The organism is Pseudomonas sp. GW823-FHT01D03 (assembly GCF_058798255.1).
Genome location: NZ_JBXAKK010000001.1, coordinates 2,091,323 through 2,117,380 on the forward strand (window position 1 = coordinate 2,091,323; position 26,058 = coordinate 2,117,380).

General features: G+C 60.3%; 26 protein-coding genes. 3 read left to right on the top strand and 23 right to left on the bottom strand.

Going from position 1 to position 26,058, the window contains the following annotated elements:
• Positions 1–108 precede the first annotated feature (108 nt).
• The 7 genes from AC1RBR_RS09335 to AC1RBR_RS09365 all read right to left on the bottom strand — a co-directional run bounded on the left by AC1RBR_RS09335 (position 109) and on the right by AC1RBR_RS09365 (position 6,488).
• Positions 109–792 (bottom strand): sulfite exporter TauE/SafE family protein, encoded by a 684-nt coding sequence (locus AC1RBR_RS09335; RefSeq protein ID WP_097087645.1) that lies wholly within the window; start codon positions 790–792, stop codon positions 109–111.
• Entirely contained in the window at positions 785–997 is a 213-nt protein-coding gene (gene ccoS, locus AC1RBR_RS09340; RefSeq protein WP_025110359.1) for a cbb3-type cytochrome oxidase assembly protein CcoS, read from the bottom strand. The genes AC1RBR_RS09335 and ccoS overlap by 8 nt, the downstream gene beginning before the upstream one ends.
• 22 nt (positions 998–1,019) lie before the next feature.
• Positions 1,020–3,470 carry a heavy metal translocating P-type ATPase gene (locus tag AC1RBR_RS09345; RefSeq protein ID WP_492563962.1) on the bottom strand — a complete coding sequence of 817 codons (2,451 nt, stop codon included), beginning with the start codon at positions 3,468–3,470 and terminating at the stop codon, positions 1,020–1,022.
• A 164-nt stretch (positions 3,471–3,634) separates the two neighbouring features.
• On the bottom strand, positions 3,635–4,174 hold the full coding sequence (locus AC1RBR_RS09350) for a FixH family protein (protein WP_166495603.1): 540 nt from the start codon (positions 4,172–4,174) through the stop codon (positions 3,635–3,637).
• An 11-nt stretch (positions 4,175–4,185) separates the two neighbouring features.
• Positions 4,186–5,601, bottom strand: a complete 1,416-nt coding sequence (ccoG, locus tag AC1RBR_RS09355; RefSeq protein WP_095138670.1) for a cytochrome c oxidase accessory protein CcoG — start codon at positions 5,599–5,601, stop codon at positions 4,186–4,188.
• Between the two features lie 222 nt (positions 5,602–5,823).
• Positions 5,824–6,234, bottom strand: coding sequence for a type II toxin-antitoxin system VapC family toxin (locus AC1RBR_RS09360; protein WP_139055686.1), 411 nt, complete (start codon positions 6,232–6,234; stop codon positions 5,824–5,826).
• Positions 6,234–6,488 (bottom strand): type II toxin-antitoxin system Phd/YefM family antitoxin, encoded by a 255-nt coding sequence (locus AC1RBR_RS09365; protein ID WP_492567224.1) that lies wholly within the window; start codon positions 6,486–6,488, stop codon positions 6,234–6,236. Before AC1RBR_RS09365 ends, AC1RBR_RS09360 begins: the two co-directional genes overlap by 1 nt.
• A gap of 627 nt (positions 6,489–7,115) precedes the next feature.
• Here AC1RBR_RS09365 and AC1RBR_RS09370 point away from each other — a divergent pair.
• A complete protein-coding gene (locus tag AC1RBR_RS09370) occupies positions 7,116–8,120 on the top strand; it encodes a metallophosphoesterase family protein (protein ID WP_492563963.1) in 1,005 nt (334 codons plus the stop codon).
• A 56-nt stretch (positions 8,121–8,176) separates the two neighbouring features.
• Here AC1RBR_RS09370 and ccoP (AC1RBR_RS09375) read toward each other — a convergent pair whose 3' ends face one another.
• The 8 genes from ccoP (AC1RBR_RS09375) to ccoN (AC1RBR_RS09410) form a co-directional block, all read right to left on the bottom strand.
• Positions 8,177–9,160, bottom strand: coding sequence for a cytochrome-c oxidase, cbb3-type subunit III (gene ccoP, locus AC1RBR_RS09375; protein ID WP_095138672.1), 984 nt, complete (start codon positions 9,158–9,160; stop codon positions 8,177–8,179).
• Positions 9,157–9,342, bottom strand: a complete 186-nt coding sequence (locus AC1RBR_RS09380) for a CcoQ/FixQ family Cbb3-type cytochrome c oxidase assembly chaperone (protein WP_003175465.1) — start codon at positions 9,340–9,342, stop codon at positions 9,157–9,159. Before AC1RBR_RS09380 ends, ccoP (AC1RBR_RS09375) begins: the two co-directional genes overlap by 4 nt.
• Positions 9,343–9,348: 6 nt before the next feature.
• On the bottom strand, positions 9,349–9,957 hold the full coding sequence (ccoO, locus tag AC1RBR_RS09385) for a cytochrome-c oxidase, cbb3-type subunit II (RefSeq protein WP_492563964.1): 609 nt from the start codon (positions 9,955–9,957) through the stop codon (positions 9,349–9,351).
• The gene (gene ccoN / locus AC1RBR_RS09390; RefSeq protein WP_007969186.1) at positions 9,957–11,399 is read right to left on the bottom strand and encodes a cytochrome-c oxidase, cbb3-type subunit I; all 1,443 of its coding nucleotides are present in this window, start codon (positions 11,397–11,399) and stop codon (positions 9,957–9,959) included. The genes ccoO (AC1RBR_RS09385) and ccoN (AC1RBR_RS09390) overlap by 1 nt, the downstream gene beginning before the upstream one ends.
• Positions 11,400–11,881: 482 nt before the next feature.
• A complete protein-coding gene (gene ccoP, locus AC1RBR_RS09395) occupies positions 11,882–12,835 on the bottom strand; it encodes a cytochrome-c oxidase, cbb3-type subunit III (protein WP_492563965.1) in 954 nt (317 codons plus the stop codon).
• Positions 12,832–13,029 (bottom strand): cbb3-type cytochrome oxidase subunit 3, encoded by a 198-nt coding sequence (locus AC1RBR_RS09400; RefSeq protein ID WP_253150099.1) that lies wholly within the window; start codon positions 13,027–13,029, stop codon positions 12,832–12,834. Before AC1RBR_RS09400 ends, ccoP (AC1RBR_RS09395) begins: the two co-directional genes overlap by 4 nt.
• Before the next feature lie 5 nt (positions 13,030–13,034).
• A complete protein-coding gene (ccoO, locus tag AC1RBR_RS09405) occupies positions 13,035–13,643 on the bottom strand; it encodes a cytochrome-c oxidase, cbb3-type subunit II (protein ID WP_003223389.1) in 609 nt (202 codons plus the stop codon).
• 10 nt (positions 13,644–13,653) lie between these two features.
• The gene (gene ccoN / locus AC1RBR_RS09410; protein ID WP_041067879.1) at positions 13,654–15,078 is read right to left on the bottom strand and encodes a cytochrome-c oxidase, cbb3-type subunit I; all 1,425 of its coding nucleotides are present in this window, start codon (positions 15,076–15,078) and stop codon (positions 13,654–13,656) included.
• 95 nt (positions 15,079–15,173) lie between these two features.
• On the opposite strand from ccoN (AC1RBR_RS09410), the gene AC1RBR_RS09415 reads away from it, so the two are divergent.
• Positions 15,174–15,851, top strand: a complete 678-nt coding sequence (locus tag AC1RBR_RS09415) for an alpha/beta family hydrolase (protein WP_492563967.1) — start codon at positions 15,174–15,176, stop codon at positions 15,849–15,851.
• Positions 15,852–16,861: 1,010 nt separating this feature from the next.
• Here the strand turns inward: AC1RBR_RS09415 and AC1RBR_RS09420 are convergent.
• From AC1RBR_RS09420 to inhA, 4 genes are all read right to left on the bottom strand, one after another.
• The gene (locus AC1RBR_RS09420; protein ID WP_492563969.1) at positions 16,862–17,329 is read right to left on the bottom strand and encodes a hypothetical protein; all 468 of its coding nucleotides are present in this window, start codon (positions 17,327–17,329) and stop codon (positions 16,862–16,864) included.
• 182 nt (positions 17,330–17,511) lie between these two features.
• Positions 17,512–19,077 (bottom strand): methyl-accepting chemotaxis protein, encoded by a 1,566-nt coding sequence (locus tag AC1RBR_RS09425; protein ID WP_492563970.1) that lies wholly within the window; start codon positions 19,075–19,077, stop codon positions 17,512–17,514.
• Between the two features lie 102 nt (positions 19,078–19,179).
• Positions 19,180–19,971: a CPBP family intramembrane glutamic endopeptidase gene (locus AC1RBR_RS09430; RefSeq protein ID WP_492563972.1), complete on the bottom strand. Its 792-nt coding sequence runs from the start codon at positions 19,969–19,971 to the stop codon at positions 19,180–19,182.
• Between the two features lie 236 nt (positions 19,972–20,207).
• Complete coding sequence (gene inhA / locus AC1RBR_RS09435; protein WP_492563974.1) at positions 20,208–20,894, bottom strand: isonitrile hydratase; 687 nt, start codon at positions 20,892–20,894, stop codon at positions 20,208–20,210.
• An 89-nt stretch (positions 20,895–20,983) separates the two neighbouring features.
• Between inhA and AC1RBR_RS09440 the strand changes: the two genes are divergently transcribed.
• Complete coding sequence (locus AC1RBR_RS09440; RefSeq protein WP_492563976.1) at positions 20,984–21,967, top strand: GlxA family transcriptional regulator; 984 nt, start codon at positions 20,984–20,986, stop codon at positions 21,965–21,967.
• Here the strand turns inward: AC1RBR_RS09440 and AC1RBR_RS09445 are convergent.
• From AC1RBR_RS09445 to AC1RBR_RS09460, 4 genes are all read right to left on the bottom strand, one after another.
• On the bottom strand, positions 21,962–22,465 hold the full coding sequence (locus AC1RBR_RS09445) for a hypothetical protein (RefSeq protein WP_443535959.1): 504 nt from the start codon (positions 22,463–22,465) through the stop codon (positions 21,962–21,964). The two genes, AC1RBR_RS09440 and AC1RBR_RS09445, sit on opposite strands and share 6 nt — an antisense overlap.
• A 93-nt stretch (positions 22,466–22,558) precedes the next feature.
• Positions 22,559–22,948 (bottom strand): hypothetical protein, encoded by a 390-nt coding sequence (locus tag AC1RBR_RS09450; RefSeq protein ID WP_492563978.1) that lies wholly within the window; start codon positions 22,946–22,948, stop codon positions 22,559–22,561.
• Between the two features lie 390 nt (positions 22,949–23,338).
• Positions 23,339–25,165, bottom strand: coding sequence for a glycoside hydrolase family 15 protein (locus AC1RBR_RS09455; RefSeq protein ID WP_492563979.1), 1,827 nt, complete (start codon positions 25,163–25,165; stop codon positions 23,339–23,341).
• Entirely contained in the window at positions 25,158–25,958 is an 801-nt protein-coding gene (locus AC1RBR_RS09460) for a glucose 1-dehydrogenase (protein ID WP_492563981.1), read from the bottom strand. The genes AC1RBR_RS09455 and AC1RBR_RS09460 overlap by 8 nt, the downstream gene beginning before the upstream one ends.
• Positions 25,959–26,058 lie beyond the last annotated feature (100 nt).

Here is a 26,058-nt window from a genome sequence, read left to right on the forward strand (position 1 = left end):
GTGGCGAGGGAGCTTGCTCCCGCTGGACTGCGCAGCAGGCCCCTGGTTTTGCTGTCGAATCGGGGGGCGCTTCGCACCCCAGCGGGAGCAAGCTCCCTCGCCACAGAATTAGTGACCCATCAACCAATGTTGGTGAGGGCCCGGAAGCGTCCAGATCCCGAACACAATCACCAACAACCCCCCAGCCATGCGCACGCTGCGTTTGCGCAGTAACGCGGTCACCCGCTCGGCCGCCAGCCCGGTCGCCAGCAGCACCGGCCATGTGCCCAACCCGAACGCGAGCATCAACAACGCACTGTCCAGCGCATTGCCCTGGCTCGCCGACCACAGCAGCGTGCTGTAAACCAGTCCACACGGCAGCCAGCCCCACAGCGCGCCGAGCAATAACGCACGGGGCAGTGTCGACACCGGCAGCAGCCGATTGGCCACTGGCTGAATGTAACGCCACAAACCACGACCCAGGCTTTCGATGCGGGTCAGGCCGCTCCACCAGCCGGCCAGATACAGGCCCATGGCGATCAGCAGCAGTCCGGCGAGGATGCGCATGACCATCGCCGCCGGGCTGTTGGCCACCGCCCAACCGGCGAGGCCGATCAGCAAACCGGCGGTCGCGTAACTGAGGATGCGTCCGAGGTTGTACGCCAGCAGCAGACGAAAGCGTCGGCTGCGCTGCTCCTTGGGAATCGCCAGGGTCAGCGCGCCCATCAGGCCGCCGCACATGCCCAGGCAATGCCCGCCACCGAGCAGGCCGAGGATCAGTGCCGAGACCAGCAGAGGCGCCAGCTCAAGCATGGGGTGGCGCCTTGTCCTGTGGTTTGTCGGATTTGGCTTCGTCCACGGCGGCGGTGTGGTTCGGGTCCTGATCGTCGAACAGGATGCTGTGGGCCGGGCCGTCGAGGTCGTCGTACTGTCCGCTGTCCACCGCCCAGAAAAAGATGTACACGGCGATGGCCACGATCAGCAGGGCGGCCGGGATCATCACGTAAAGAGCTGGCATCGGTACTCCAGGCCCGCGCGGCTCAGGCCGGCAACGGGCGGGTTTCTGAACGGGTGCTGGCGACCGGCGCGCTCGGCAGGCGAGTCAGGCGCAGGGCGTTAAGCACCACGGTCAACGAACTGATCGACATGCCGACCGCCGCCCACACCGGAGTGATCCAGCCGAGGGCGGCGAACGGCAACATGAGGCCATTGTACAGCGCCGCCCACAGCAGGTTCTCGATGATTACCCGACGGGTTCTGCGCGCTAACGTGAAGGCTTGCACCAGCGCGTCAAGGCGGTTGGACAGCAGCACCGCGTCGGCACTGGTTTTCGCCAGATCGGTGGCCGAACCCATGGCCACGCTGATATCGGCAGCGGCCAGCACCGGCACGTCGTTCACGCCATCGCCGAGCATCAACACCTTGCGTCCTTCTTGATGCAGCTGCTGCAGCACCTGCAGTTTGTCATCCGGGCGCAGACCACCACGGGCCTCGTCGATACCCAGCTCGGCGGCGACACTGGCGACCATCGGCGAGCTGTCGCCGGAAAGCAGCAGCGTGCGCCAGCCACACGCCTTGCACGCGGCGAGCAGGGCGGGCGCATCGTCGCGCAGGCGATCGTCGAGGACGAACCAGGCCAGCGGCCCTTGATCGTCCCCCAACAGCAGCCATTGGCCCGGCTCATCCGGCATTGCCGGGATCGACGAGTCGCTGAGGGCGCAGACAAATTCTGCCTGACCAATGCGCAAACGCTGCGCGCCCACCAGCCCTTCGAGGCCAAGTCCCGGCGTGCTGTGCACTTCTTCAGCCGCCAGTGGCGCGCGCCCGAAGGCACGAGCAATCGGGTGCTCCGAACGATTTTCCAATGCGGCGGCAAGGCTCAGGCACTGGTCACTGTTCAACGCGCCCAGTGGACGGATCGAACGCAAAACCAGCCGCCCCTCGGTGAGGGTGCCGGTCTTGTCGAAGATCACCGTGTCAATCTGATTCAGGCCTTCCAGCACATGGCCGCGCGTCAGCAACAGGCCGAGTTTGTGCAGGGTGCCGGTGGCGGCGGTCAACGCCGTCGGGGTTGCCAGCGACAGCGCGCAAGGGCAGGTCGCGACCAGCATCGCCAGCACGATCCAGAACGCCCGCGACGAATCCAGCTGCCACCACAACAGGCCGATCGCTGCGGCGGCAATCAGCGACAACAGCAGGAACCACTGCGCAGCGCGGTCGGCGATTTCAGCCAGTCGCGGCTTCTCGGCCTGGGCGCGATCGAGCAGGCGGACGATGGCCGACAGGCGCGTGTCCTGACCCAGTGCCAGTACCTCGACGGTGAGCGCGCCCTCGACGTTCAGCGTACCGGCGGTGACCGCATCGCCAAGGGTACGCGGTTGCGGCAGGTATTCGCCGGTCAGCAGCGATTCGTCGATGCTCGACTGGCCGTCGAGGATCTTGCCATCCGCCGGAAGGATCGAACCCGGTTGCACCAGCACACGGTCGCCCAGGCGCAATTCGCTGAGCAGGATGCGTTCGCTCTGGCCATTGGCGTCGAGGCGCAGGCACGAGGCGGGCAACAGGTTCACAAGCTGCGCGGTGGCAGCGGCGGTGCGCTCGCGGGCGCGGCGTTCCAGATAGCGCCCGGCGAGCAGGAACAGCGCAAACATGCCGACCGCATCGAAATACAGCTCACCGACCCCGGTGATCGAGGTCCAGATCCCGGCGATGTAGGCGCTGCCGATCGCCAGTGACACCGAGACGTCCATGGTCAGGTGGCGGGTGCGCAGATCGCGCATCGCGCCCTTGAAGAACGGCGCGCAGCTGTAGAACACGATCGGTGTGGTCAGGAACAGCGCGACCCAGCGCAGGATCGTGTGCAGTTCGGGGCTGAGGTCGATGTTGAATTCCGGCCAGGTGGCCATGGTCGCCATCATTGCCTGGAACCACAGCAATCCGGCGACGCCGAGCTGGCGCAGGGCGAGGCGGTTTTCGCTGGCCAGTTGTTCGCTGGCGCGGTCGGCCTGATACGGATGGGCGGCGTAACCGATGTGGCGCAGCTCGGCGAGGATCTGGCTCAGCGGCAATTGTGCGTCGGCCCATTGCACATGCAGGCGATGGTTGGACAGGTTCAGCCGCGCCTCGGCCACTGCCGGCAGGGTGCGCAGGTGTTTCTCGATCAACCAGCCGCAGGCAGCGCAACTGATGCCTTCCATCAGCAGGGTGGTTTCGGCGAGTTCGCCCTCGTGACGGACGAAGGGTTTTTGCACGTCGGCGCGGTCGTACAGCGCCAGTTCATCGGTCAGTTGCACCGGCAAGGCTTCGGGATTGGCCGAAGCTTCGCTGCGATGCTGGTAATAGCTTTCCAGACCACCGGCAACGATGGCTTCGGCCACGGCCTGGCAGCCGGGGCAGCAGAACTCGCGGGACTCCCCGAGCACGACGGCGGTGAAGCGACTGCCTGACGGGACGGGCAGGGCGCAGTGGTAGCAGGGGAGTGGGGTGGTCATTTGTGATGCCGTACAAATCTATTGTGGCGAGGGAGCTTGCTCCCGCTCGGCTGCGAAGCAGTCGTATGGCAGCGAACTCATTCTGCCTGAATGAACCGGGAAGCTGGTTATAGGGGCGCTTCGCACCCCAGCGGGAGCAAGCTCCCTCGCCACAGTGCAGATTTTTATTTATCCAGGTCTTCGGCGCCCTGCAGCGGTTCATCACCGAGCAGCAGGTCCTTGTCGTGGCTGACCTGTTCTTCTTCGAACATACGCCACACGTGGTCGTCCTGCGTGCCCAGCAATTCGACAAAACGCCGGCCTTCGACCTTGTCACCGAGCTGGCCAATGTAACGGCCGGTTTCGGTTTCGCTGCGGGTCAGGACGATCTTGCGATCCTTCTCCGGCTGGGTCGGCGAGATCAGGTTCAGTTCCAAGGTTTTCGGTTGGCTGTCGCCGCTCAGGCGCAGGTCGACTTCGCCGGTCAGGTCATCCAGATGCACGCTGGCGCGCATCTTCAGATCCTGCGCCAGCAGCTCGCGATCCAGCGAGCGGTTGATGCCCTTGCCGGCCTCGTAGTAGTTGTCGTTGACCAGGTTGTCCGGGTTGTTTACTGCAATGGTCACCATCGACAGGGTCAAGGTCACCGAACAGGCCAGAATCCCGATGATGATCCACGGCCAAAGGTGCTTGTACCAAGGGCTGGCGACGTTTGCTGCGGGCATGTTCAGTTCTCTCAACGGGTTTGTGGGCCGATGAATCGGCTCTTGGCTTCTACGTGAACGCTGTCGTCATCGGCATCCTTGAGGATGAATTTCACCTCGTTGGTGCTTGATGGCAATTGTTCCGGTGCGCTCGACAACTCCACCGGCATGCTGAAGATTTCGCCGGCCGGCACCTTGATCTCGCGTTTGCCTTGCAGGCGCAGATCCGGCAGACCGGCGGCTTCCAGCACGTAAGTGTGGTCGCGCTGATCCTTGTTCATGATCTTCAGGCTGTAGACGTTTTCGATCCGGCCTTCGGCGTTCTCGCGGTACAGCACGCGATCCTTGCTGACGTCGAAGCCGACCAGCGAACGCATGAAGAACGCGGTCACCAGCAGGCTGATCATTGCCAGCAACACCACCGCGTAGCCAATCAGGCGTGGCCGCAGTTTATGGGTTTTCTGGCCGGACAGGTTGTGTTCGGTGGTGTAGCTGATGAGGCCACGCGGGTAGTCCATCTTGTCCATGATTGCGTCGCAGGCGTCGATGCACGCGGCGCAACCGATGCACTCGATCTGCAGACCGTCACGGATGTCGATACCGGTCGGGCACACCTGAACGCACATGGTGCAATCGATGCAGTCGCCCAGCCCCATGGCCTTGTAATCGACACCTTTCTTGCGCGGGCCACGGCTTTCGCCGCGACGCGGATCGTAGGAAACGATCAGGGTGTCCTTGTCGAACATCACGCTCTGAAAGCGCGCATACGGACACATGTAGATGCACACCTGTTCGCGCAGCCAACCGGCGTTGCCATAGGTAGCGAGTGTGAAGAAACCGACCCAGAAGTATGACCAGCCATCGGCCTGGCCGGTGAAGAACTCGATTACCAGCTCGCGGATCGGCGAGAAGTAACCGACAAAGGTCATGCCGGTAACGAACCCGATCAGCAGCCACAGCGAATGCTTGGCGAGCTTGCGCAGGAATTTGTTGCCGCTCATCGGCGCTTTATCGAGTTTGATCCGCTGGTTGCGGTCGCCTTCGGTGACCTTCTCGCACCACATGAAAATCCACGTCCATACGCTTTGCGGACAGGTGTAGCCGCACCAGACGCGGCCGGCGTAAACGGTGATGAAGAACAGGCCGAATGCCGCGATGATCAGCAGGCCGGACAGCAGAATGAAATCCTGCGGCCAGAAGGTCGCACCAAAGATGAAGAACTTGCGTTCCGGCAGGTTCCACCACACCGCCTGATGCCCGCCCCAGTTCAGCCACACCGTACCGAAATACAACAGGAACAGCGCGGCGCCGCCGATCATCCGCAGATTGCGGAACAGGCCGGTGAAGGCACGGGTGTAGATTTTTTCTCGAGAGGCGTAAAGGTCGACGCTGCTGTTCGCGTTTTGGCTCGGTGGTGTGACGTCGTGTACCGGAATCTGGTTGCTCATCATTGCATCCCACGGCAGTGGACAAATGCCTCGGTCGATACGTGCCGACCGCGGTCAGAAAGGGGTGTTGCAGTGTCGCAATGATACGCCTGTCGCTCTAACTCAAGGGTGCGACCTTTGGTCGCGTTGGGAAAAAGGCATTATTGGTGTAGCGAATGCAGCAAAGCCTGATGCAGATCAATTGACTTGTTGAGTATGGACGGTTTTGGGGTGGCGGCTAATTCAATGTTCCCATGGGTTGATCAGGGCGACGCCGCTCGAGCGGAAATCACCGACATTGCGCGTGACCACCGTGAGTCCATGCACCAGGGCCGTGGCAGCGATCAACGCATCGCTTTCATTGGCCTGGTCGGGTACATGCAGGCTGGCACAACGCAGTGCCACCGCGGCATCAACCGGCAGGATTCGGGCTTCGAATGCCGGCATGACGTGACGCGTCAGCCAACTGCGCAACAGCTTTCCTTGAGCAGGATCACGCCGTTCCATTCGCAGTACTCCGGTTTCCAGTTCTTTCAAAGTAATGGCGGAAATGTACAGGCGCGGGGCGATGACGCCTTTGGCCCAACTGACCACATTGGCATCGGCCTGCGGCTTGCGAAGTTCGGAAATCACATTGGTGTCGAGTAAATACATCAGGACAGATCCACGGGACGATGAATGATGATTGCGCGCTCGGTTTCGAAATCGATGTCGGCAGCCTCCGGCATGACCAACAAATCGACAATGCTCGTGTTTGCGCCGCTCAGTTTCTGATATTCCTCAATGCTCAACAGAACATGAGAGGCCTTGCCACGGTCGGTGATGATCACTGGACCCAGACGCGCAGCCTTTTTGGCGCTGCTGGTGTCCTGATTGAATTCACGGCTGGAGATGGTGGTGATTGCCATCATGGTTGACCTCTCGCAATACAGATGTAGCAACGTTACTACTTCGCCTTGGGGGCGGCAATCGAGGAAGACAGGACTCAGCCGTCCGTTGGTCGGTCCGTGGCAGGCATCAGTCGAGCCAGCCTCGCACAAGGCGCAGACCGGCTCGGATTGATTCAGACGTGGCGTCAAGACTCAGGGAAGTCTGCCGCCGCCCAGGCTCTCGAGACTGCCGGTATTTCTGTGGGGCTTTGTGGTGCTTCTGGAGTCGGGTTGCAACGGATTACCCAGTGTCACGGCAATCGATTCCACGGGGTGGTTCGATGGATCGATTGCCTGATCGTTGTCTGTGAGTTTCTGATCAACCGGGAGAGGGTTTTTACTGTCATTCAACATAGCGGCTTCATCCTTGAAGTGGCTCCGATGAGGGTCAACGGGCTGTGGACGACCCTACAGAGCATAGCGAATCGAGTCCATCAGGCATGTGTCTCAAAGTATTAATTTCGAAGGTGATTTTAATATTCTGGAAATATCATTAGTTAATTAATGGGTTTTGTTTTCTTGTTTTTTTCGAATAGCTTAGTGGCTGTTCTGCAGCGTGTTAGTTGCATGTTCATTTGTCGAAAATTAACGGAATAATGGAATGTTATGAAAATCAAGGAAGTTAAAATTTTTTTCGTGTGTCTGTGTCTGTTGTCACTGACTTCTCTCGCCAGTGCCAATGAAGGTGCTCCGCAACACATGGTGTTCGCCTCGGATCCGCAATACCCGTGGACGGAGAAATCGGACAGTGGTGAAGATGAATCGAGTGCAGATTTCGAGAAGCGCGCGAAATGGCTGGTGGAAACCCAGTTCGCGAGCATTGCCCAGTTCCGCACCGAGATGGGCGGGCAGGACACCGTGCCTTTGATGATCAACGGTGACATGACCGCATTCGGCCATGGCTGGCAGCGCTCCTACATCGGTTCGATGCTGAAGAAACACTTTGGCGATCACGTGCTCTACGGATTGGGTAATCACGATTATCAGAACAACGTGAAAGACTGTTTCAGCGAAAATTGTGCAGCGGGCAGTATTGTTGATTACCGTGATCATCATGTCGATAAAGTCGATGAGTTCGATCTGGAAATTACCGGTAGTTTTTTGAACAAGCATTATCTGGGTAGTCTGGCTTATTCAAAGAATATCGGTGAAGTGCACTTGGTGCAGTTGAACAATGAGCCCACTTACACGGTGAAAATTTCCCATGCGTTGAATCCGACCACCTTCGACATCAGGGAGTCGCTGGACTGGCTGGAAAATGATTTGCGAACGGCGCGCGCGCAGGGTTACGCGATCATTATCAACATGCACAAACCCTATGAGTGGAAAGGCAGTTGGGATCAAGAGAAGCGCTTTCGCGAAATGATTGAAAAGTATCAGGTGACGGCGATGTTCGCCGGGCATTTCCACGGCGAGGGTGGCAGCCAGACCTCCATGGGGGGCGTGCCGGTGTTTCTCAGCGGATCGGCCTCTCAGCAGACCTACCTGACCGCCAGTTTTTCCAAGGATCGCAAGCAATTGGAGGTGAGTCTGGTCGAGGACAATCAGTGGCGCAAACGTACGCCGGTGGCCACCGTGCCGGTGAAGTCGATCTGGGCCAGTGCCCCATAAAAAAATCCCCCGCCAGAGCACTGGCGGGGGATTCTTCATTGCATCAAGCGTTGGCCTTACTGGGCCTCTGCTTCCGGGGCTTTTTCACCGTGGGACAGGCTGTAGACGTAGGCCGCCAGCAGGTGCACCTTGTCGTTGCCTTGCAGTTGTTCCTGCGCCGGCATCTGGCCCTGACGGCCGTAGCGGATGGTCTGCTGCAGTTGTGCGAAGCTCGAACCGTAGATGAACGCGCCCGGGTGGGTCAGGTCAGGCGCGCCCATGGCCGGGGTGCCTTTGCCGGCCGGGCCGTGGCAGGCCACGCAGTTGGCTGCGAACAGTTTCTGGCCGTTGGCCGGGTCAGCCTTGGTGCCTTCCGGCAGTTTGCGGCCATCGAGCTGGGTCACCACGAAGGCAGCCACGTCGGCTACGCCTTGCTCGCCAATGACGTCGGCCCAGGCCGGCATCACCGCGTGACGACCGCCCATGATGGTGGTCTTGATGGTTTCCGGCTCGCCGCCCCATCGCCAGTCAGCGTCGGTCAGGTTCGGGAAACCATAGGCGCCCTTGGCGTCGGAACCGTGGCACACCGAGCAATTGGAGGCGAACAGACGGCCACCCATTTTCAGTGCTTGCGGATCCTTGGCGACTTCCTCGATCGGCATCGCCGCGAACTTGGCGAAGATCGGACCGAACCTGGCGTCCGAGCGGGCCATTTCCTTTTCCCACTCGTGCACGCCGGTCCAGCCGGTCTGGCCGTTGGCGAACGCGGTCTGCTTGTCGTTATCGAGGTAGTTGTAGCCCGGCAGCAGGCCTTTCCAGTTGCCCAGGCCCGGGTACAGCACCAGATAACCCAAGGCAAACACGATGGTGCCCACGAACAGCATGAACCACCATTTCGGCAGCGGGTTGTCGTACTCCTCGATCCCGTCGAAGGAGTGGCCCACCGTCTCGTCCGTCTGCTCGCTGCGCTGGCCCTTGCGGGTCGACAGCAGCAGCCAGGTCAGGGAAAAGATCGTACCGAGACTGAGGACTGTGACGTACAGACTCCAGAATGTAGTCATTCTTTGTTACTCCTAGAAGCTTGCTCGACGTGCTTGATGGCTTCGGGATCATCCGCAAAAGGCAGCAAGGTTGCGTCTTCAAACTCCGACTTGCGCTTGGGGCTGAACACCCACAACGCCAAACCGATGAAGGCCACCATCACGACAACGGTGCCCAGGCCGCGAATCATCCCGATATCCATGAAGAATCACCGTTTGCTTTTGATGATGGTGCCCAGGCCCTGAAGGTAGGCCACCAGCGCGTCCATTTCGGTTTTGCCCTTCACGGCATCTTTTGCACCGGCGATGTCTTCGTCGGTGTAAGGGACGCCGAGCGTGCGCAACACTTCCATCTTCTTGGCCGTGTCTTTGCCGTCGAGCTTGTTTTCCACGAGGAACGGGTAAGCCGGCATTTTCGACTCAGGCACCACGTTGCGCGGGTTATACAGGTGCGCACGTTGCCAGTCATCGGAGTAACGACCGCCGACGCGAGCCAGATCCGGGCCGGTACGTTTGGAACCCCAGAGGAACGGGTGGTCCCAGACACTTTCACCGGCGACCGAGTAGTGGCCATAGCGTTCGGTTTCAGCGCGGAACGGACGGATCATCTGCGAGTGGCAGCCGACACAACCGTTGGCGATATAGACGTCGCGGCCTTCCAGTTCCAGTGCCGAGCGCGGCTTCATGCCTTCGATCGGTTTGTTGGTGACGTCCTGGAAGAACAGCGGAACAATCTGGGTCAGGCCGCCAATGCTGACGGCGATGACCATGAAGAAGGCCAGCAGGCCAATATTCTTCTCGACAGCTTCATGCTTCATCAGTGAGCTCCAACAACAGCGATCTGGGCGGCGGCTTCGGCTTCAGCCGCGTTCGAGGCGCGCACGGTGCGCCAGACGTTGTAAGCCATCAGGAACATGCCGCTGGCGAAGAAAGCACCGCCCAGGGCACGGACGATGTAGCCCGGGTGGCTGGCCTGCAGCGCTTCGACGAACGAGTAGGTGAGGGTGCCGTCATCGTTGATTGCACGCCACATCAGGCCTTGAGTGATGCCGTTGACCCACATCGAGGCGATATACAACACGGTACCGATGGTCGCGAGCCAGAAGTGCGCGTTGATCAGGCCGACGCTGTGCATCTGCGCACGGCCGAACAGTTTCGGGATCATGTGGTAGATCGCGCCGATCGAGATCATCGCTACCCAACCAAGAGCGCCGGCGTGAACGTGGCCGATGGTCCAGTCGGTGTAGTGCGAGAGCGAGTTGACGGTCTTGATCGCCATCATCGGACCTTCGAAGGTCGACATGCCGTAGAACGCCAGCGACACCACGAGAAAGCGCAGGATCGGGTCGGTGCGCAGCTTATGCCAGGCGCCCGACAGGGTCATCATGCCGTTGATCATGCCGCCCCAGCTTGGCGCCAGCAGGATGATCGACATCGCCATGCCCAGCGACTGTGCCCAGTCCGGCAGCGCGGTGTAGTGCAGGTGGTGCGGGCCGGCCCAGATGTACAGGGTGATCAGGGCCCAGAAGTGCACGATCGACAGACGATAGGAGTAGATCGGACGTTCGGCCTGTTTCGGCACGAAGTAGTACATCATCCCGAGGAAACCGGTGGTCAGGAAGAAACCCACGGCGTTGTGGCCGTACCACCACTGGATCATCGCGTCGGTCGCGCCCGAGTAGGCGGAGTAGGACTTGAAGAAACTCACCGGCAAGGAGGCGTGGTTGACGATGTGCAGCATCGCGGTCACGACGATGAACGCGCCGTAGAACCAGTTACCGACATAGATGTGCTTGGTCTTGCGCTTGGTGATGGTGCCGAAGAACACCAGCCCGTAGGAGACCCAGACAATCGCCAGCAGAATGGCCAGCGGCCATTCCAGTTCGGCGTATTCCTTGGTGGTGGTGTAACCCAGCGGCAAGGTAATGATTGCGCCGACGATAACCGCCTGCCAGCCCCAGAAGGTGAAGGCGGCGAGGCTGTCGGAGATCAGTCGCGTCTGGCAGGTTCGCTGCACGACATAGTAGGAAGTGGCAAACAGTGCACAACCACCGAAGGCGAAAATCACCAGGTTTGTGTGCAACGGGCGCAGGCGTCCAAAGCTCGTCCACGGCAGACCGAAGTTCAACTCCGGCCAGACCAGTTGCGAGGCGATGAAGACACCGAGCCCCATGCCAAGGATCCCCCAGACCACCGTCATGATGGCGAACTGGCGGACTACCTTATAGTTATAAGCAGTCGGACTGATTGCTGTGCTCATTCTAAGGTTCCACGGTTTAGGTGTTTTATTAGGATTAAAATCGGCCGCAAGTATGCAGAGAGCAGGGGGTCATTGCAACGCGCCATGACCTGGGTCAATGCTTTCCAACGCTGATTCTGCGGCCTTTCCATACGCCGCGTAAGGTCAAAATTGGCCTCGGACAAAATGTCGCAGCGGACGAAAAAAGCGAGGGGGTCAGGTCGCTTGTAACGGGGTGTGTTCAAACGCTCAGTTCGGGTGACGGGCGGTAAATGGCACGACAGCCGGTATCTACCGGCGTTTGCGGCCACATCAGTCAGCCGGTTCGCAGAACACAGCAGTCAGCGTTGACCTGGAACCAGCACAAGCCAGTCCGCATCGAGCAAGCGTAGACCCGAATCCGGGGAACCGAAAGGAGAGGGTGTGACGGGGTGCGACAATGCGTCGCAAAGGGGCGGGATGCTGCCGCACCGAGAATGGTGCGGCAGAGGTGTGCGCAATGCTTACTGTTTGTTGTCTTCAGTAATCAGTTTTTCTGTATTCAATCCATTGCTCAGGCTGTACACATAAGCGGCGAGCAATTGCACTTTATCATTGCCCAACAGTTCGTTCTGTGCCGGCATGTGACCCTGGCGACCATGGCGAATGGTCTGCTCAAGCTGCGTCAAACTGGTGCCATAGATAAACCCGGCCGGGTGCGTCAGATTCGGCGCCCCCATGGCTTCAGTGCCGTGGCCGGTTGCCCCATGACAGGCTACGCAGGTGGTGCTGAACGCTTGCTGTCCGGCTTGCAGGTCAGCCTTGCTGTCCGCTGGCAGCGGCAGGCCGGCCAGTTCGTGACGCACATACGCGGCGACGTTCTTCACCCCGGCTTCGCCCAGCACTTCGCCCCAGGCCGGCATCGCCGCCATCCGCCCACCCATGATGGTGGTCTTGATGGTCTCGGCGTCGCCGCCCCAGCGCCAGTCCTTGTCGGCCAGGTTAGGGAAGCCGAAAGCGCCCTTGGCGTCGGAACCGTGGCACACCGAGCAGTTGGAGGCGAACAGTCGGCCACCCATTTTCAGCGCCTGCGGATCCTTCGCTACTTCCTCCACCGGCATGGCGGCGAATTTGGCGAAGATCGGCCCGAATTTGGCGTCGGCCTTGTTCATTTCCTTTTCCCACTCGTGCACGCCGGTCCAGCCGTCCTCGTAGCCGGGCAGAATACCTTTCCAGTTACCCAGGCCCGGATACAGGATCAGATAACCCACGGAAAACACCAGCGTGCCGGCGAACAGCATGAACCACCACTGCGGCAGCGGGTTGTCGTACTCCTCGATGCCATCGAAGCTGTGGCCCATGGTCTGGTCGACGCTGCCCTTGGTCTCGCCCCGGCGGGTGCCGATCAGCAGCCAGGTCAGGCCGATCAGGCTGCCGATGGTCAGTACGCAGATCCACGTACTCCAGAAGGTGGTCATGGCCGGGTACTCCTTGGTTCAGATACTGGTTGGGTGTCGGGTTGCGGCTCGTCGGCGAACGGCAGCAGGCGCGCTTCGGCGAACTCCGGCGTGCGCTTGCGGTTGAATACCCAGATCGTCAGGCCGACGAAGGCAACGAACACCACGACGGTGCCGAGGCCGCGAATCAACCCTGAGCTCATCTCAATGACCATCGTGCTCACCTCTTGCTCTTGATCGCAGTGCCGAGCACTTGCAGGTAGGAGACGAGAGCGTCCATTTCGGTCTTGCCCTTGAGGCTGGCGACTGCGCCGCTGATGTCGTCGTCGGTGTACGGCACGCCGAGGGTGCGCATGGTCTTGAGCTTGGTTTCGGTGTGGCTGCTGTCGACCGCTTGCGTCACCAGCCATGGGTAAGCCGGCATTTTCGACTCGGGCACCACGTTGCGCGGGTTGTACAAGTGCGCGCGGTGCCAGTCATCCGAATAACGCGCGCCGACTCGGGCCAAGTCCGGCCCGGTACGTTTCGAACCCCACAGGAACGGGTGATCCCAGACGCTCTCACCGGCCACCGAGTAGTGCCCGTAGCGTTCGGTTTCCGCGCGGAACGGGCGGATCATCTGCGAGTGGCAACCGACGCAGCCTTCGCGGATGTAAATGTCGCGGCCTTCCAGTTGCAGCGCGGTGTAGGGCTTCATGCCTTCCACCGGTTTGTTGGTGACGTCCTGGAAGAACAGCGGGACGATCTGGGTCAGGCCGCCGATGCTCACGGCGAACACCATCAGCAGCATCAGCAGGCCGACGTTCTTTTCAATCGTTTCGTGTTTCATGGCGGACTCCTCAGGCCATCTGCGCGGCAGCAACGACGTCAGCAGGCTGCGAGGCCCGCACGGTGCGCCAGGTGTTGTAAGCCATCAGGAACATGCCGCTGAGGAAGATCGCCCCACCCACCAGACGCACGATGAAGCCTGGGTGGCTGGCCACCAGGGTTTCGACGAAGGAGTAAGTCAGCGTGCCGTCCTCGTTGACTGCGCGCCACATCAGGCCCTGAGCGATGCCGTTGACCCACATCGAGGCGATGTAAAGCACGGTGCCGATGGTCGCGAGCCAGAAGTGCGCGTTGATCAGGCCGATGCTGTGCATCTGCTCTTTGCCGAAGACTTTCGGGATCATGTGGTACAGCGCGCCGATCGAGATCATCGCCACCCAGCCGAGCGCGCCGGCGTGAACGTGGCCGATGGTCCAGTCGGTGTAGTGGGAGAGGGCGTTGACCGTCTTGATCGCCATCATCGGACCTTCGAAGGTCGACATGCCGTAGAACGCCAGCGACACCACGAGGAAGCGCAGGATCGGGTCGCTGCGCAACTTATGCCAGGCGCCCGAGAGCGTCATCATGCCGTTGATCATGCCGCCCCAGCTCGGTGCCAGCAGAATCAGCGACATCACCATGCCCAGCGACTGTGCCCAGTCCGGCAGCGCGGTGTAGTGCAGGTGGTGCGGGCCGGCCCAGATGTACAGGGTGATCAGCGCCCAGAAGTGCACGATCGACAGGCGATACGAATACACCGGACGTTCGGCCTGTTTCGGCACGAAGTAGTACATCATCCCGAGGAAACCGGCGGTGAGGAAAAAGCCTACGGCGTTGTGGCCGTACCACCATTGCACCATCGCGTCGGTTGCACCGGCATATACCGAGTAGGACTTGGTGAAGCTCACCGGCAACTCAAGGTTGTTGACGATGTGCAGGATCGCCACGGTGATGATGAACGCGCCGAAGAACCAGTTGCCGACGTAGATGTGCTTGGTCTTGCGCTGCATGATCGTGCCGAAGAACACGATGGCGTAGGCGACCCAGACGATGGTGATCAGGATGTCGATCGGCCATTCCAGTTCGGCGTATTCCTTGGAACTGGTGTAACCCAGTGGCAGGCTGATCGCCGCCAGCAGAATCACAAGCTGCCAGCCCCAGAAGCAGAACGCGGCGATTTTCGGCGCGAACAATTGCGTCTGGCAGGTGCGTTGCACCGAGTAGAACGAACTGGCGAACAGCGCGCAGCCACCGAAGGCGAAGATCACCGCGTTGGTGTGCAGCGGGCGCAGACGGCCGAAACTGGTCCAGGGCAAATTGAAGTTGAGTTCCGGCCAGACCAATTGGGCCGCGAGAAAAACCCCGAGCCCCATGCCGACGATGCCCCACACCACCGTCATAATGGCGAATTGGCGGACCACCTTGTAGTTGTAGGCGGTACTGATAGAAGTGTTCATGGTTCCCCATCCACGGTTCAGCCGAAGTGAGCGCGCGCAGAAAACGCCGCGAATCCTTCGTCTGGAGTTATAGGCAGACTAAAAGCGAGGCAAGCATGGACAAACAGCACAAGGCCAGTATTGACGGGGATCAATGGGCGCAGTGCGTGCGGGATCGTGGGTGGCTTTGGGACGCCGCTGTTGGCGAGGCTTCGGCGACTTTGATCCTGGCGCATGGGGCAGGGGCGCCGATGGACAGTGAGTGGATGACGGATATGGCTGGGCGCCTTGCTGCATCGGGCGTGAACGTGTTGCGGTTCGAGTTTCCGTATATGGCGCAGCGGCGGGTGGATGGTAGTAAACGGCCGCCTGATCCGGCGCCGAAACTGCTGGAATGCTGGCGTGAGGTGTATGGCTTGGTGCGACTTCATGTCGCTGGGGTTTTGGCGATTGGCGGGAAATCGATGGGCGGGCGGATGGCCAGTCTTTTGGCTGACGAATTGGGCGCCGATGCGCTTGTCTGTCTCGGTTATCCGTTTTATGCGGTTGGGAAGCCTGAGAAACCGCGGGTTGAGCATCTGGCTTCTTTGCGGACTCGGACGTTGATTGTTCAGGGGCAGCGGGATGCGCTGGGTAATCGGGACGCTGTCGAGGCTTACGATCTATCGCCGAGTATTGAGGTGTTTTGGTTGGCCTCTGGGGATCATGATTTGAAGCCGCTCAAGGTTTCCGGGTTTACGCATTCGGACCATTTGGCTTCGGCGGTGGAGAAGGTTGCCGGGTTTCTTCGTTGAGGTTTGGTTGGGGGGTATATCCGTTGCTGCGGTAACGGCGACTTAGGGTTTCGCCCTTACGGCGACTCACTTTTTTTACAAGCGCCTAAAAAAAGTAAGCAAAAAAACGCTTGCTCCTACGTTCGGCCCGCTCGCTGGGGCTCGGGGTTCCTTCGCTCCGGGATCCATCCGGGCGCAGCGCCTACGGTTTGCTTCGCTGCACCTACTCTCGCTGTGTTTGGCTGCGCCAAACGGTCGCTGCGCTCCCACGCCCGGATGAACCCCTCCACTCAGCCTTCCGATGTCGCCCGTGGATCAAGATCAAAAGCTGCAGCCGAGCTTGCGCTCATCCTGTTGAGTGGTGAGGAGCAAGAGCGGTGCGCGTTCTGCTCTTGCTTTTGTGTGGGAGCCCGCCTGCTGGCGATGGCGGCCTGACAGCCGACCATTCTCTTACTGATGTCCCCGGCCCCACTGTGGGAGCGGGCTTGCTCGCGAAGGCGGCCTGACAGCCGACCATTCTCTTACTGATGTAACCCGGCCCCACTGTGGGAGCGAGCCCGCTCGCGAAGGCGGCCTGACAGCCGACCATTCTCTTACTGATGTAACCCGGCCCCACTGTGGGAGCGGGCTTGCTCGCGAAGGCGGCCTGACAGCCGACCATTCTCTACTGATGTAACCCGGCCCCACTGTGGGAGCGGGCTTGCTCGCGAAGGCGGCCTGACAGCCGACCATTCTCTTACTGATGTAACCCGGCCCCACTGTGGGAGCGGGCTTGCTCGCGAAGGCGGCCTGGCAGCCGACCATTCTCTTACTGATGTAACCCGGCCCCACTGTGGGAGCGGGCTTGCTCGCGAAAGCTGTCTGCCAAGCGCCATCCATTTCAAACAGGCAATAAAAAACCGGAAACTTTCGCTAACCGGTTTTTCAGGATCAAAAGATCGCAGCCTGCGGCAGCTCCTACAAGGAGTCATTCTTGCAAATTACATTGAAGGGGTACTCCTCCGGAGTTGCTGCGAGCACGCCTGCCAATGTTAGCGAGCTTCAGACGGCCTCAGTCTCGTCATGGTGAAAGTCCCCTTGGGATTCAGACGATAGCGATGACTTTTGAACACGGCCTCGAATGATCCCGTAGCGATATCCGTTTCAGCATCATATTTAACGCTGAGGATCGCCGAGTCGGCGTCCACCGAAGCCATTCCGATAAATCCCGGCGGCGCAGGGATCCAATGGCTGTGGACAAATGTCAGCCCGTCGTCGAGGTTATAGACGCCCGTGAGTGCCTCATCGGATTGATAGGGCAGAGTCATGGAGAACGAAAAATAGCTTTCATCGTCGAAATTTCCTGTTCCACCACTGATGGACCAATACCGCTGACCCAAGAACTCGTCCTGATAGAAGGATCTGAATTTCGCTGTTTTCCGTTTACCGCCCAATCTCCATTGAAACCTGTCATCACTGACGAGTGGTTTTTTCGGGAGAAACATAACGTGAGTGGTCATTGTTAAACCTGCCTTTTCGATTGAGAGGAGGTGTTACAACCGACTGCAATTACGGTTTCTCTTGATACCCGCTCGGATAACGGTGCGTCTACTGTCAGATCTGACAGGTGCACAAGCAAAAAAAAACCCGGAAGCTTTCGCTGTCCGGGTTTTTTACGGGGAGACCAGCAAGAGTTTTGCTTTTAGCGGTTGAACCGCTCCACCAGCGAATACTGGGTATTCGCCGTCTTGGTCAGCTCTTCACTCAGCAATGCCGAGTTATGCGCTTGCTCGGACGTCTGGTCTGCCAGTTCCGAAATGTTGCTGATGTTGCGGCTGATTTCTTCAGCAACAGCACTTTGCTCTTCGGTGGCCGCGGCGATCTGCGTGGTCATGTCGGTGATGTTGGCCACGGCTTCGCTGATGCCGACCAGTGCCTGATCCGCTTCCAGCACTCGTGCCACACCTTCTTCCGCCTGGCGATGGCCGGCTTCCATGGTCTGCACGGCACTCGAAGCCGTCTGCTGCAGCTTGGCGATCAAGGCATGGATCTGCCCGGTGGATTCGCTGGTGCGTTGCGCCAGTTGGCGAACTTCATCAGCCACCACGGCAAAACCACGGCCCATCTCGCCGGCACGTGCCGCTTCGATGGCGGCGTTGAGGGCGAGCAGGTTGGTCTGGTCGGCGATGCCTTTGATCACGTCGACCACGCCGCCGATTTCGTCGCTGTCCTTGGCCAGTTGGGTGACGGTCAGGCCGGTTTCGCCGACCACCACCGACAAGCGCTGGATGGCTTCGCGGGTTTCGCCGGCGATGTCACGGCCGCGACCGGTCAGACGGTTGGCTTCCTGCGTAGCGTCAGCCGTACGCTGGACGTGGCTGGCCACTTCCTGAGTGGTGGCGGCCATCTGGTTGACGGCGGTGGCGACCTGTTCGGTTTCCACGCGCTGACGCTCCAGACCGCTGGAGCTGTTGTGCGCCAGGGCATCGGACTGTTTCGCTTGATCGGTCAGGTGCTCGGCGGTGTCCTGCAGACGGGTCAGGCAGGTTTTCAGGCGGGCTTCCTGGCTGAGGATCGACATTTCCAGACGCGCCTGCGCGCCACGGCTGTCGGTGTACATCTGCGCGATCAGCGGGTCGGAGGTGGTCTGTTCGGCCAGGCGCAGCAGGCGCTTGAGCCCGCGTTGCTGCCATTGCAGGCCCATCAGGCCCAACGGTACCGACAGACCCGCAGCGAGGGCGAAGCCCCATTGCGAGTTCAGGGTCGCGCCGATCACGAAGCTCAACTGGCTGACCAGTATGAATGGCAGCCAGTCCTGCAGCACCGGCAGCCATTTGTCGCTGGAAGGAATTGCCGACTTGCCCTGGTTGATGCGTTTGTAGAGCGCTTCGGCACGGCGGATCTGTTCGGCGGTGGGTTTGATCCGCACCGACTCGTAACCGATCACCTGATTGCCGTCGAACACCGGTGTCACGTAGGCGTTCACCCAGTAGTGGTCACCGGATTTGCAGCGATTCTTGACAATGCCCATCCATGGCAAGCCTTGTTTCAGTGTGCCCCACATGTGCGAAAACACCGCAGCCGGGACGTCGGGGTGACGAACCAGATTGTGCGGCGCACGGATCAGCTCTTCACGCGAAAACCCGCTGATTTCGACGAAAGCGTCGTTGCAGTAGGTGATCACGCCTTTGGCGTCGGTTGTGGAAATCAACCGCTGCTGAGCCGGGAAAGTCCGTTCGCGTTGTGTAATGGGCTGGTTATTACGCATGGTTTTTCAATCCGCAAGGCTTTGAAAGGTTGTCGGCGCTGTCAGGAAATTATTGAAGTTTTTTTTCAGATATAAGTACGGCGTCGCAAAACCGCTCTTGCTTCAACCGGCCAGCATCGGATAGGTGAACAGCGCAAAATGCAGCAGGTTCAGCCCGAAATGCGTGGCGATCGCCGCAGCAAGGCCACCAAAACGGTAGGCCAGACCATAGCCGACACCTGCCAGACCCGCCAGCAACACCCAGTGCCATCCCGCGCCCACGTGCGCCAGGGCAAAGATCAGCGACGCCAGCAGCAGAGCGAGGTTATCGCCGTGGGGCAGGTGCTTGAACAGTCGGCTCAAGCCGCCCTGTATATAGCCGCGAAACAGTGCTTCCTCGACCAGCGTCACCAGCAGCAGATTGTTCAGCAGCCACAGCCACGCCTGATCGGGCCACTTCGGCGCCCAGGCAATCATGCCGAACAACAGCGCACCGCCCAGCGCCAGGACGGCGCTCAACGTCAGGGCGAGGACGCTGGCGTACACCGTCGGACGCAGCGAGCGTGCCGCGACAATCCACGGGCAGGCGAGCAACAGCCAGAAGCCGAGCAAGGGTTTGTCCAGATTCAGGTACATCGCGAACGGCACGGCGTCGTCGGTGAAACGCAGCGGGGCGATGGCCCGGCCGTTGGCGAACCCCGGCAACCAGTGCAGCGCCAGTGACAGGGCGAGGAAGATAAACAGCGCGTGCCCCAGCAGACGCGCCACCGGCACTTGCTGTTGGCGTACGGCAAAACCGGTCACCAGCAAGAGTCCCACGGAGATCAGCGCGAGCCAGCCGAGTTGGCCAAAGCTCAACGCCAATCCATAACCGAGGCTGAGAAGTGCCAGATAGAGCCATGGCAACGCCTTCATCGAAAGTCCTTGTGCAGAATTTTGTGGAAGGGCTTTCTACACGGGTGAGGGCGTTGGGACAAGTAAAGCTGTGGCGGGATGCGGGGACAGGCTCCAAACCTGAGGCCATCCACAAAACCCATTGTGGGAGCGGGCTTGCTCGTGAATGCGGTGTGTCAGGCGACAACAATCTCGACGGATACACCGCATTCGCGAGCAAGCCCGCTCCCACAGTAGATCTGTGTGTGGCTGAGGAATCAACGCAGATCGAGTTTCGCTGCCGCGCGCTCGGTGATTTCCGTGCGCAGTTTCAACGAAGGCGACGCGCGGTGCCGAGCCTCATCGACGACAGCACTCGGCGCCGTCTGCGGGCTGCCCGATTCAAACGGCGGTGCCGGCGCATATTCCAGCTGCAGTTGAATCAACTGCGCCGCCTCGGCCCCCACCAGTTCAGCCGCGAGCACCAGCGCGAAGTCGATGCCTGCGGTAATGCCGCCACCGGTAAACAGATTGCCGTCGCGCACCACCCGGTCCTGCACCGCAATCGCGCCGAGTTTCGGCAGCAGTTCGTGATAGGCCCAGTGGGTGGTTGCGCGTTTGCCTTTCAGCAGTCCCGCCGCGCCCAGCACCAGCGAACCGGTGCACACCGACGTCACATACCTTGCCTGCTCCGCCTGACGCTTGATGAACCCCAGCGTCTGCTCATCTTCCATCAGCGGCCCGACCCCGGCCCCGCCGGGAATGCAGAGCACATCCAGATCCGGGCAGTCTTCGAAGGTGGTGGTCGGTTTCAACACCAGGCCGGTGCTGGCGGTGACCGGCACCAGATCTTTCCAGATCAGATGCACCTGCACGTCCGGCAGCGAGGCCAGTACGTCATAGGGACCGGTCAGGTCGAGTTGCTGCACCTGCGGAAACAACAGAAAACCGATCTGCAACGTCATGGGGTTTTTCTCCAGTTGAGGGGTGGACGGCTTCACTGTAGGCGCGTAGGTTCTGGCGTATACGCCAATAACCCCACGAATTACGCCAAATGCCCAAAGCCATTCACGTACTCGCGTTCGCCAACATGCAGATCCTCGACGTCACCGGCCCGCTGCAAGTGTTCGCCTCGGCCAACGACATCGCTCGCCAACGCGGCTTGCCGGTGCCTTATACGCCGTCGGTGATTGCCAGTGAGGGCGGCGCGGTGATGTCGTCGGCGGGGTTGGCGGTGCTCGCCGAACCATTGCCGCAGCAGGCCAGCGATACCTTGATCATCGCCGGTGGCTGGGGCATTTACCCGGCGGCGGAGGATTTGGCACTGGTGGACTGGGTGCGGGAGCATGCGGCGAAATGCCGACGCGTGGCCTCGGTTTGCACCGGCGCTTTCCTCTTGGCAGCCAGTGGCTGGCTCGACGGACGTCGCGTGGTCACCCACTGGACCCGCTGCGAACAACTGGCGCAGCAGCACCCGAAGTTGCAGGTCGAAGCCAACCCGATCTTCATCAACGACGGCCCGGTCTGGACCTCGGCCGGCGTTACCGCCGGCATCGATCTGGCGTTGGCGATGGTCGAGGAAGATCTGGGCCGCGACATCGCCCTCGACGTCGCCCGGCATCTGGTGGTGTTCCTCAAACGTCCGGGCGGGCAATCGCAATTCAGCGTGACCCTGGCCCTGCAGAATCAGGGCAATCGCTTTGATGAGCTGCACGCCTGGATCGCCGAAAACCTCACCTGCGACCTCGGCGTCCCAACGCTGGCCGAACAGGCCGGCATGAGCGAACGCAGCTTCGTCCGCCACTACCGCGCCGACACCGGCCAGACCCCGGCCCGCGCCATCGAACTGATCCGCGTCGAAACTGCGCGCCGCTTGCTGAGTGACACCGGGCTGCCGGTGAAACGGATTGCGGCCAACTGCGGGTTTGGCAGTGAAGAGACACTGCGCCGCAGTTTTCTGCGGGCGATCGGGGTGACGCCGCAGGCTTACCGGGAGCGGTTTTCGGTCAGTGCTGGAGCGAATACGGTGCGTTTATAGAGCCGCCTGAGAGTTTTTAGAGTATCGATACTTGAAGCGATCACCATAAATCGATTTGAAAACCAATTCATAGTCCACCCGCTCGTTGGCATATTTTTGCAGCAGCAGGTTACTTAATGCGCATGTTTTGGGGGCTTTCGGATTGGCTTCAATAAGGCGCTCCTCGCTGCCTACTTGGAAAGCGTCGTTCGGGCGCGGGCCACCGATTAAAAAACACAGTGGTTCCAGCCCAAGGGCGTTGACGGCAGAGAAGAATTTTCCGTACGGATGATCCGCGACTGCTTTTCCGTCCACGTACACTTCAAGGCTTTCAACAAAAGCATTACCCATACCGTTGTTGAAGGCGTAGATACCCCACTGGTCTTTGTTCCCGTTGTTGGAAAAGTACGAGGTGATTCGCGGCTCTACCGAGACGTGGTTATGTTTGATTTGAGCTTGTCCCTGCCAGATGGTCGCCCCCAGTGCCAGCGCAGCAACCGCAAGGGCGAGCTTGTCCATGTATGTTTTTGTCACACAGTAATCCGTAGTCGATAAGTTGAAAGGTACAAAAACACTCGTATGAATCAGACCTGTATACGAGATGTGCGCTTTCTATGCCTCGGCTTCCGCCACCTGATTGAAATACTTCGTCCGATCTGGAGTAAACGTCACCCGCATCTTCGTCCGCGAGCAGGTCAGCGAGCGCTCTTCACCCAGAGCAATATCCAGATCCTCGCCACGCAAGCCCTGCCACTGCGCCAGGTATTTCAGCGAGCCGTATTTCTCGTTTTTCTTCAGGCTGCGGCTCACGCCGCCTTTCCAGCCAAGCACCGGCAGTTCGCCGGCGAGGCATTGTTGGGCGAGGTCGGGGAAGCGGGTGGCACGCTGACGGCCGATTTCCCAGCACTTGATCAGGCCTTTGTCGGCGGCTTCCCAGAGTTGGGTGCGGGTCAGGCCGGTGCGCAGGGGCGTGGCGATGGAGCGGTGGACGTGCTGGGTCATTCTGGTTCCTTGAATTCGGGTTTTATTGGACAGCTCCGCTGTGCCCGTTGCGGTGGATGGTAGGGGGGGATGTAACAGCTGGCAACAGGGTATTTCAGGGTGTAAGTGCAGGTTGCGGGGGAGGGAGTGGTTCGGGTTTGTTTAGACGGAGTAGGGGCTGAATGACCTGGCATGTGGCGAGGGAGCTTGCTCCCGCTCGGCTGCGAAGCAGGCGCAAAGCCAGGCAATGCGGTTCTTCTGAAGAAATGATGGCGCAGGGATTGGGGTCGCTTCGCGACCCGGCGGGAGCAAGCTCCCTCGCCACAGAAACTCACCAACGTTTATTTTTGTGTAGGAATTCGTCCTGCAAACCCGAGTTGAAGGGATATTTCCGACAGAGCGCGGCGAATATTACGGCTGCCACTCACCCTTCTCCCCACTCAAACGCCGATCGAGAAAACTCGCCGCACTGATCAGCGCCAGATGCGTCAGCGCCTGCGGGGTGTTGCCCAGATGCCGGCCATGGCTATCAAACTCTTCGGCGTACAGCCCCAGCGGGTTCGCATAACGCAGCAATTGCTCGAATTCCAGATGCGCCTTTTCCACCTGACCGGCCCGGGCCAGGCATTCGACGTACCAGAACGAGCAAGCGGCGAAGGCGCCTTCGGTGCCGGCCAAACCGTCGATGTTGGCGTCATCGTTACGGTAGCGGTAGACCATGCCGTCGCGCACCAGAGACTTTTCGATCGCTTCCAGAGTCGACAACCAGCGTGGATCCTTGGCGCTGACGAAACGCACCAGCGGCATCAGCAGCATCGAACCGTCGAGCGCGGTGCCGCCCTTGTACTGGACGAAATGCCCGCGTTCTTCGTCCCAGAAGTTGTCCCAGATGTCGGCGTAGATCGCCTGCCGGGTCTGATCCCACTGGGCGAACGGTGCTGGCAGTGAGCGTTTCGACGCCAGGCGAATCGCCCGGTCCAGGGCCACCCAGCACATCAGTCGCGAGTGCAGGAAGTGATGCTGCTCACCGCGCATTTCCCAAATGCCTACGTCGGTTGTCTGCCAGGTCTCACACACCTGATCGACCACTTCGCGCACATGGTTCCAGCCCTGGTGGGAAATCGCATCGCCGTACTTATTGACCAGGTACACCGCGTCCATCAGTTCGCCAAAGATGTCGAGCTGAATCTGGTCGTACGCGCCATTGCCGATGCGTACCGGTTGCGCGCCGCCATGACCGCAGAGGTGAGAGAGTTCGGTTTCCGGCAGTTCCTGACGACCGTCGATGGCATACAGAATGTTCAGTTTCGTTGGCTGGCCGCAGCAATCGCTGACCCGCCCGCGCAGCCAGCCCATATAGGCGTTGGCCTCGTCGACAAAACCCAGGCGCATGAACGCGTAGACGGTGAACGAGGCGTCGCGGATCCAGGTGTAGCGATAGTCCCAGTTGCGCTCGCCGCCGGGGGTTTCCGGCAGGCCGAAGGTGGCGGCGGCGAGGATCGCGCCGTGCTTGCGCGAGGTCAGCAGCTTCAACGCGAGGGCCGAACGATTGACCATCTCCCGCCAGCGCCCGCGGTAGTTGGACTGGCCAATCCAGTCGCGCCAGAACTTCAGCGTACGCTCCAGGCACATTTTCGCGCCGTCATCCCTGAAGCGTGGATCGTCGGCACCACCGAGGACGAATTCGGCGTGCTGATCCTGTTTCAAGCTGAAGGAAGCAACGGCCGCTTCGCCATCGATGTGCAGCGCCTGATCCGCCACCAGCCGCAACGAAGGCTGACCCTCGGCGCTGAAAATCACCGATTGTTGATCCATCTGCGCCCGGGTGTTGGCGCGCGCGTAGTCATGGCGCACTGCGCAGCGCATGTGAAAGGTCGCTTCACCGCTGACCACCCGCACCCGGCGCATCAGCAGCGGCAGGTCATCGACACTGTCGCCGATCGGCAGCAGGTCGGTGATTTCCACCACCGCATACTCGCTGAGCCAGCGCGTCTGCAGCACGTTGGTGTCGGGCAGGTAGATCTGCTCGCGCCGGGCATCGGGCAAGTCCGGGGCGAGCTGGAAAATTCCTGCCTCGGGCGTGTCGAGCAGCGAACAGAAGATCGACGGGCTGTCGAATTCCGGCCAGCAGAAAAAATCCACGCTGCCCTTGTCGTTGACCAGTGCGGCACTGCGCAGATCGCCGATGATGCCGTGGGCGTCGATCGGGCTTTGTCGTTCAGGATGATGCTCAGCCATTGCCACGAAACTCCGGATAAAGACTCATGCCGCCGTCGATGAACAGGGTGGTGCCGACGATGTAGTCGGCGGCGTCGGAGGCGAGAAAGACCACCGCGTTGGCGATGTCCTCGACGTCGCCGATACGACCGTATGGGATCAGCTCCAGCAGCTTTTCACCGGCAGCGCCTTCGGTGGCTTGCTGATTGATTGCCGTGCGAATCGCCCCCGGCGCGATGCCGTTGATGCGGATACGCTGATGGCTGACTTCCTGGGCGAGGGTCTGCATCAACTGATCGACGCCGCCCTTGGACGCCGCATAGTTGACGTGCCCGGCCCACGGAATGCGTTGATGCACCGAACTCATGTGAATGATCTTGCCGGCCGCGCGGGACACGCCTTCGCGTACCCCTTGGCGGTTGAAAATCCGCAGCGCGGCGCGGGCGCAGAGGAACTGGCCGGTGAGGTTGACGCCGATCACCGTGTTCCAGTCTTCGAGGGTCATGTCCACCGCCGGCGCATCCTTTTGCAGGCCGGAATTGGCCACCAGAATGTCCAGCGCGCCAAAGGTCTCGAGGGTCTCGGCGAACAACCGTTCGACCTCGTCTTCCTTTGAAATATCGGCGCCGATAGCCAGCGCCTGACCGCCGTCGGCGATGATTTGTCGCGCCAGCGCTTCGGCAGGTTCGGCCTGATGGTTGTAATTGATCACGACAGCAGCGCCGGCAGCGGCCAGCGCTTTGGCGGCAGCGTGGCCGATACCGGAGCTGGCGCCGGTGACCAGTGCCACTTGGCGGGCGAGGGATATTTGCATGCAGGGTCGCGCCTTGAGTGAGGGCCTATTTAGCTGACTGGTCGCAAGCCATGAGAGTTCATTCGACGGTGCGGTGTTGTGGTGAACATGCCGGCCTCTT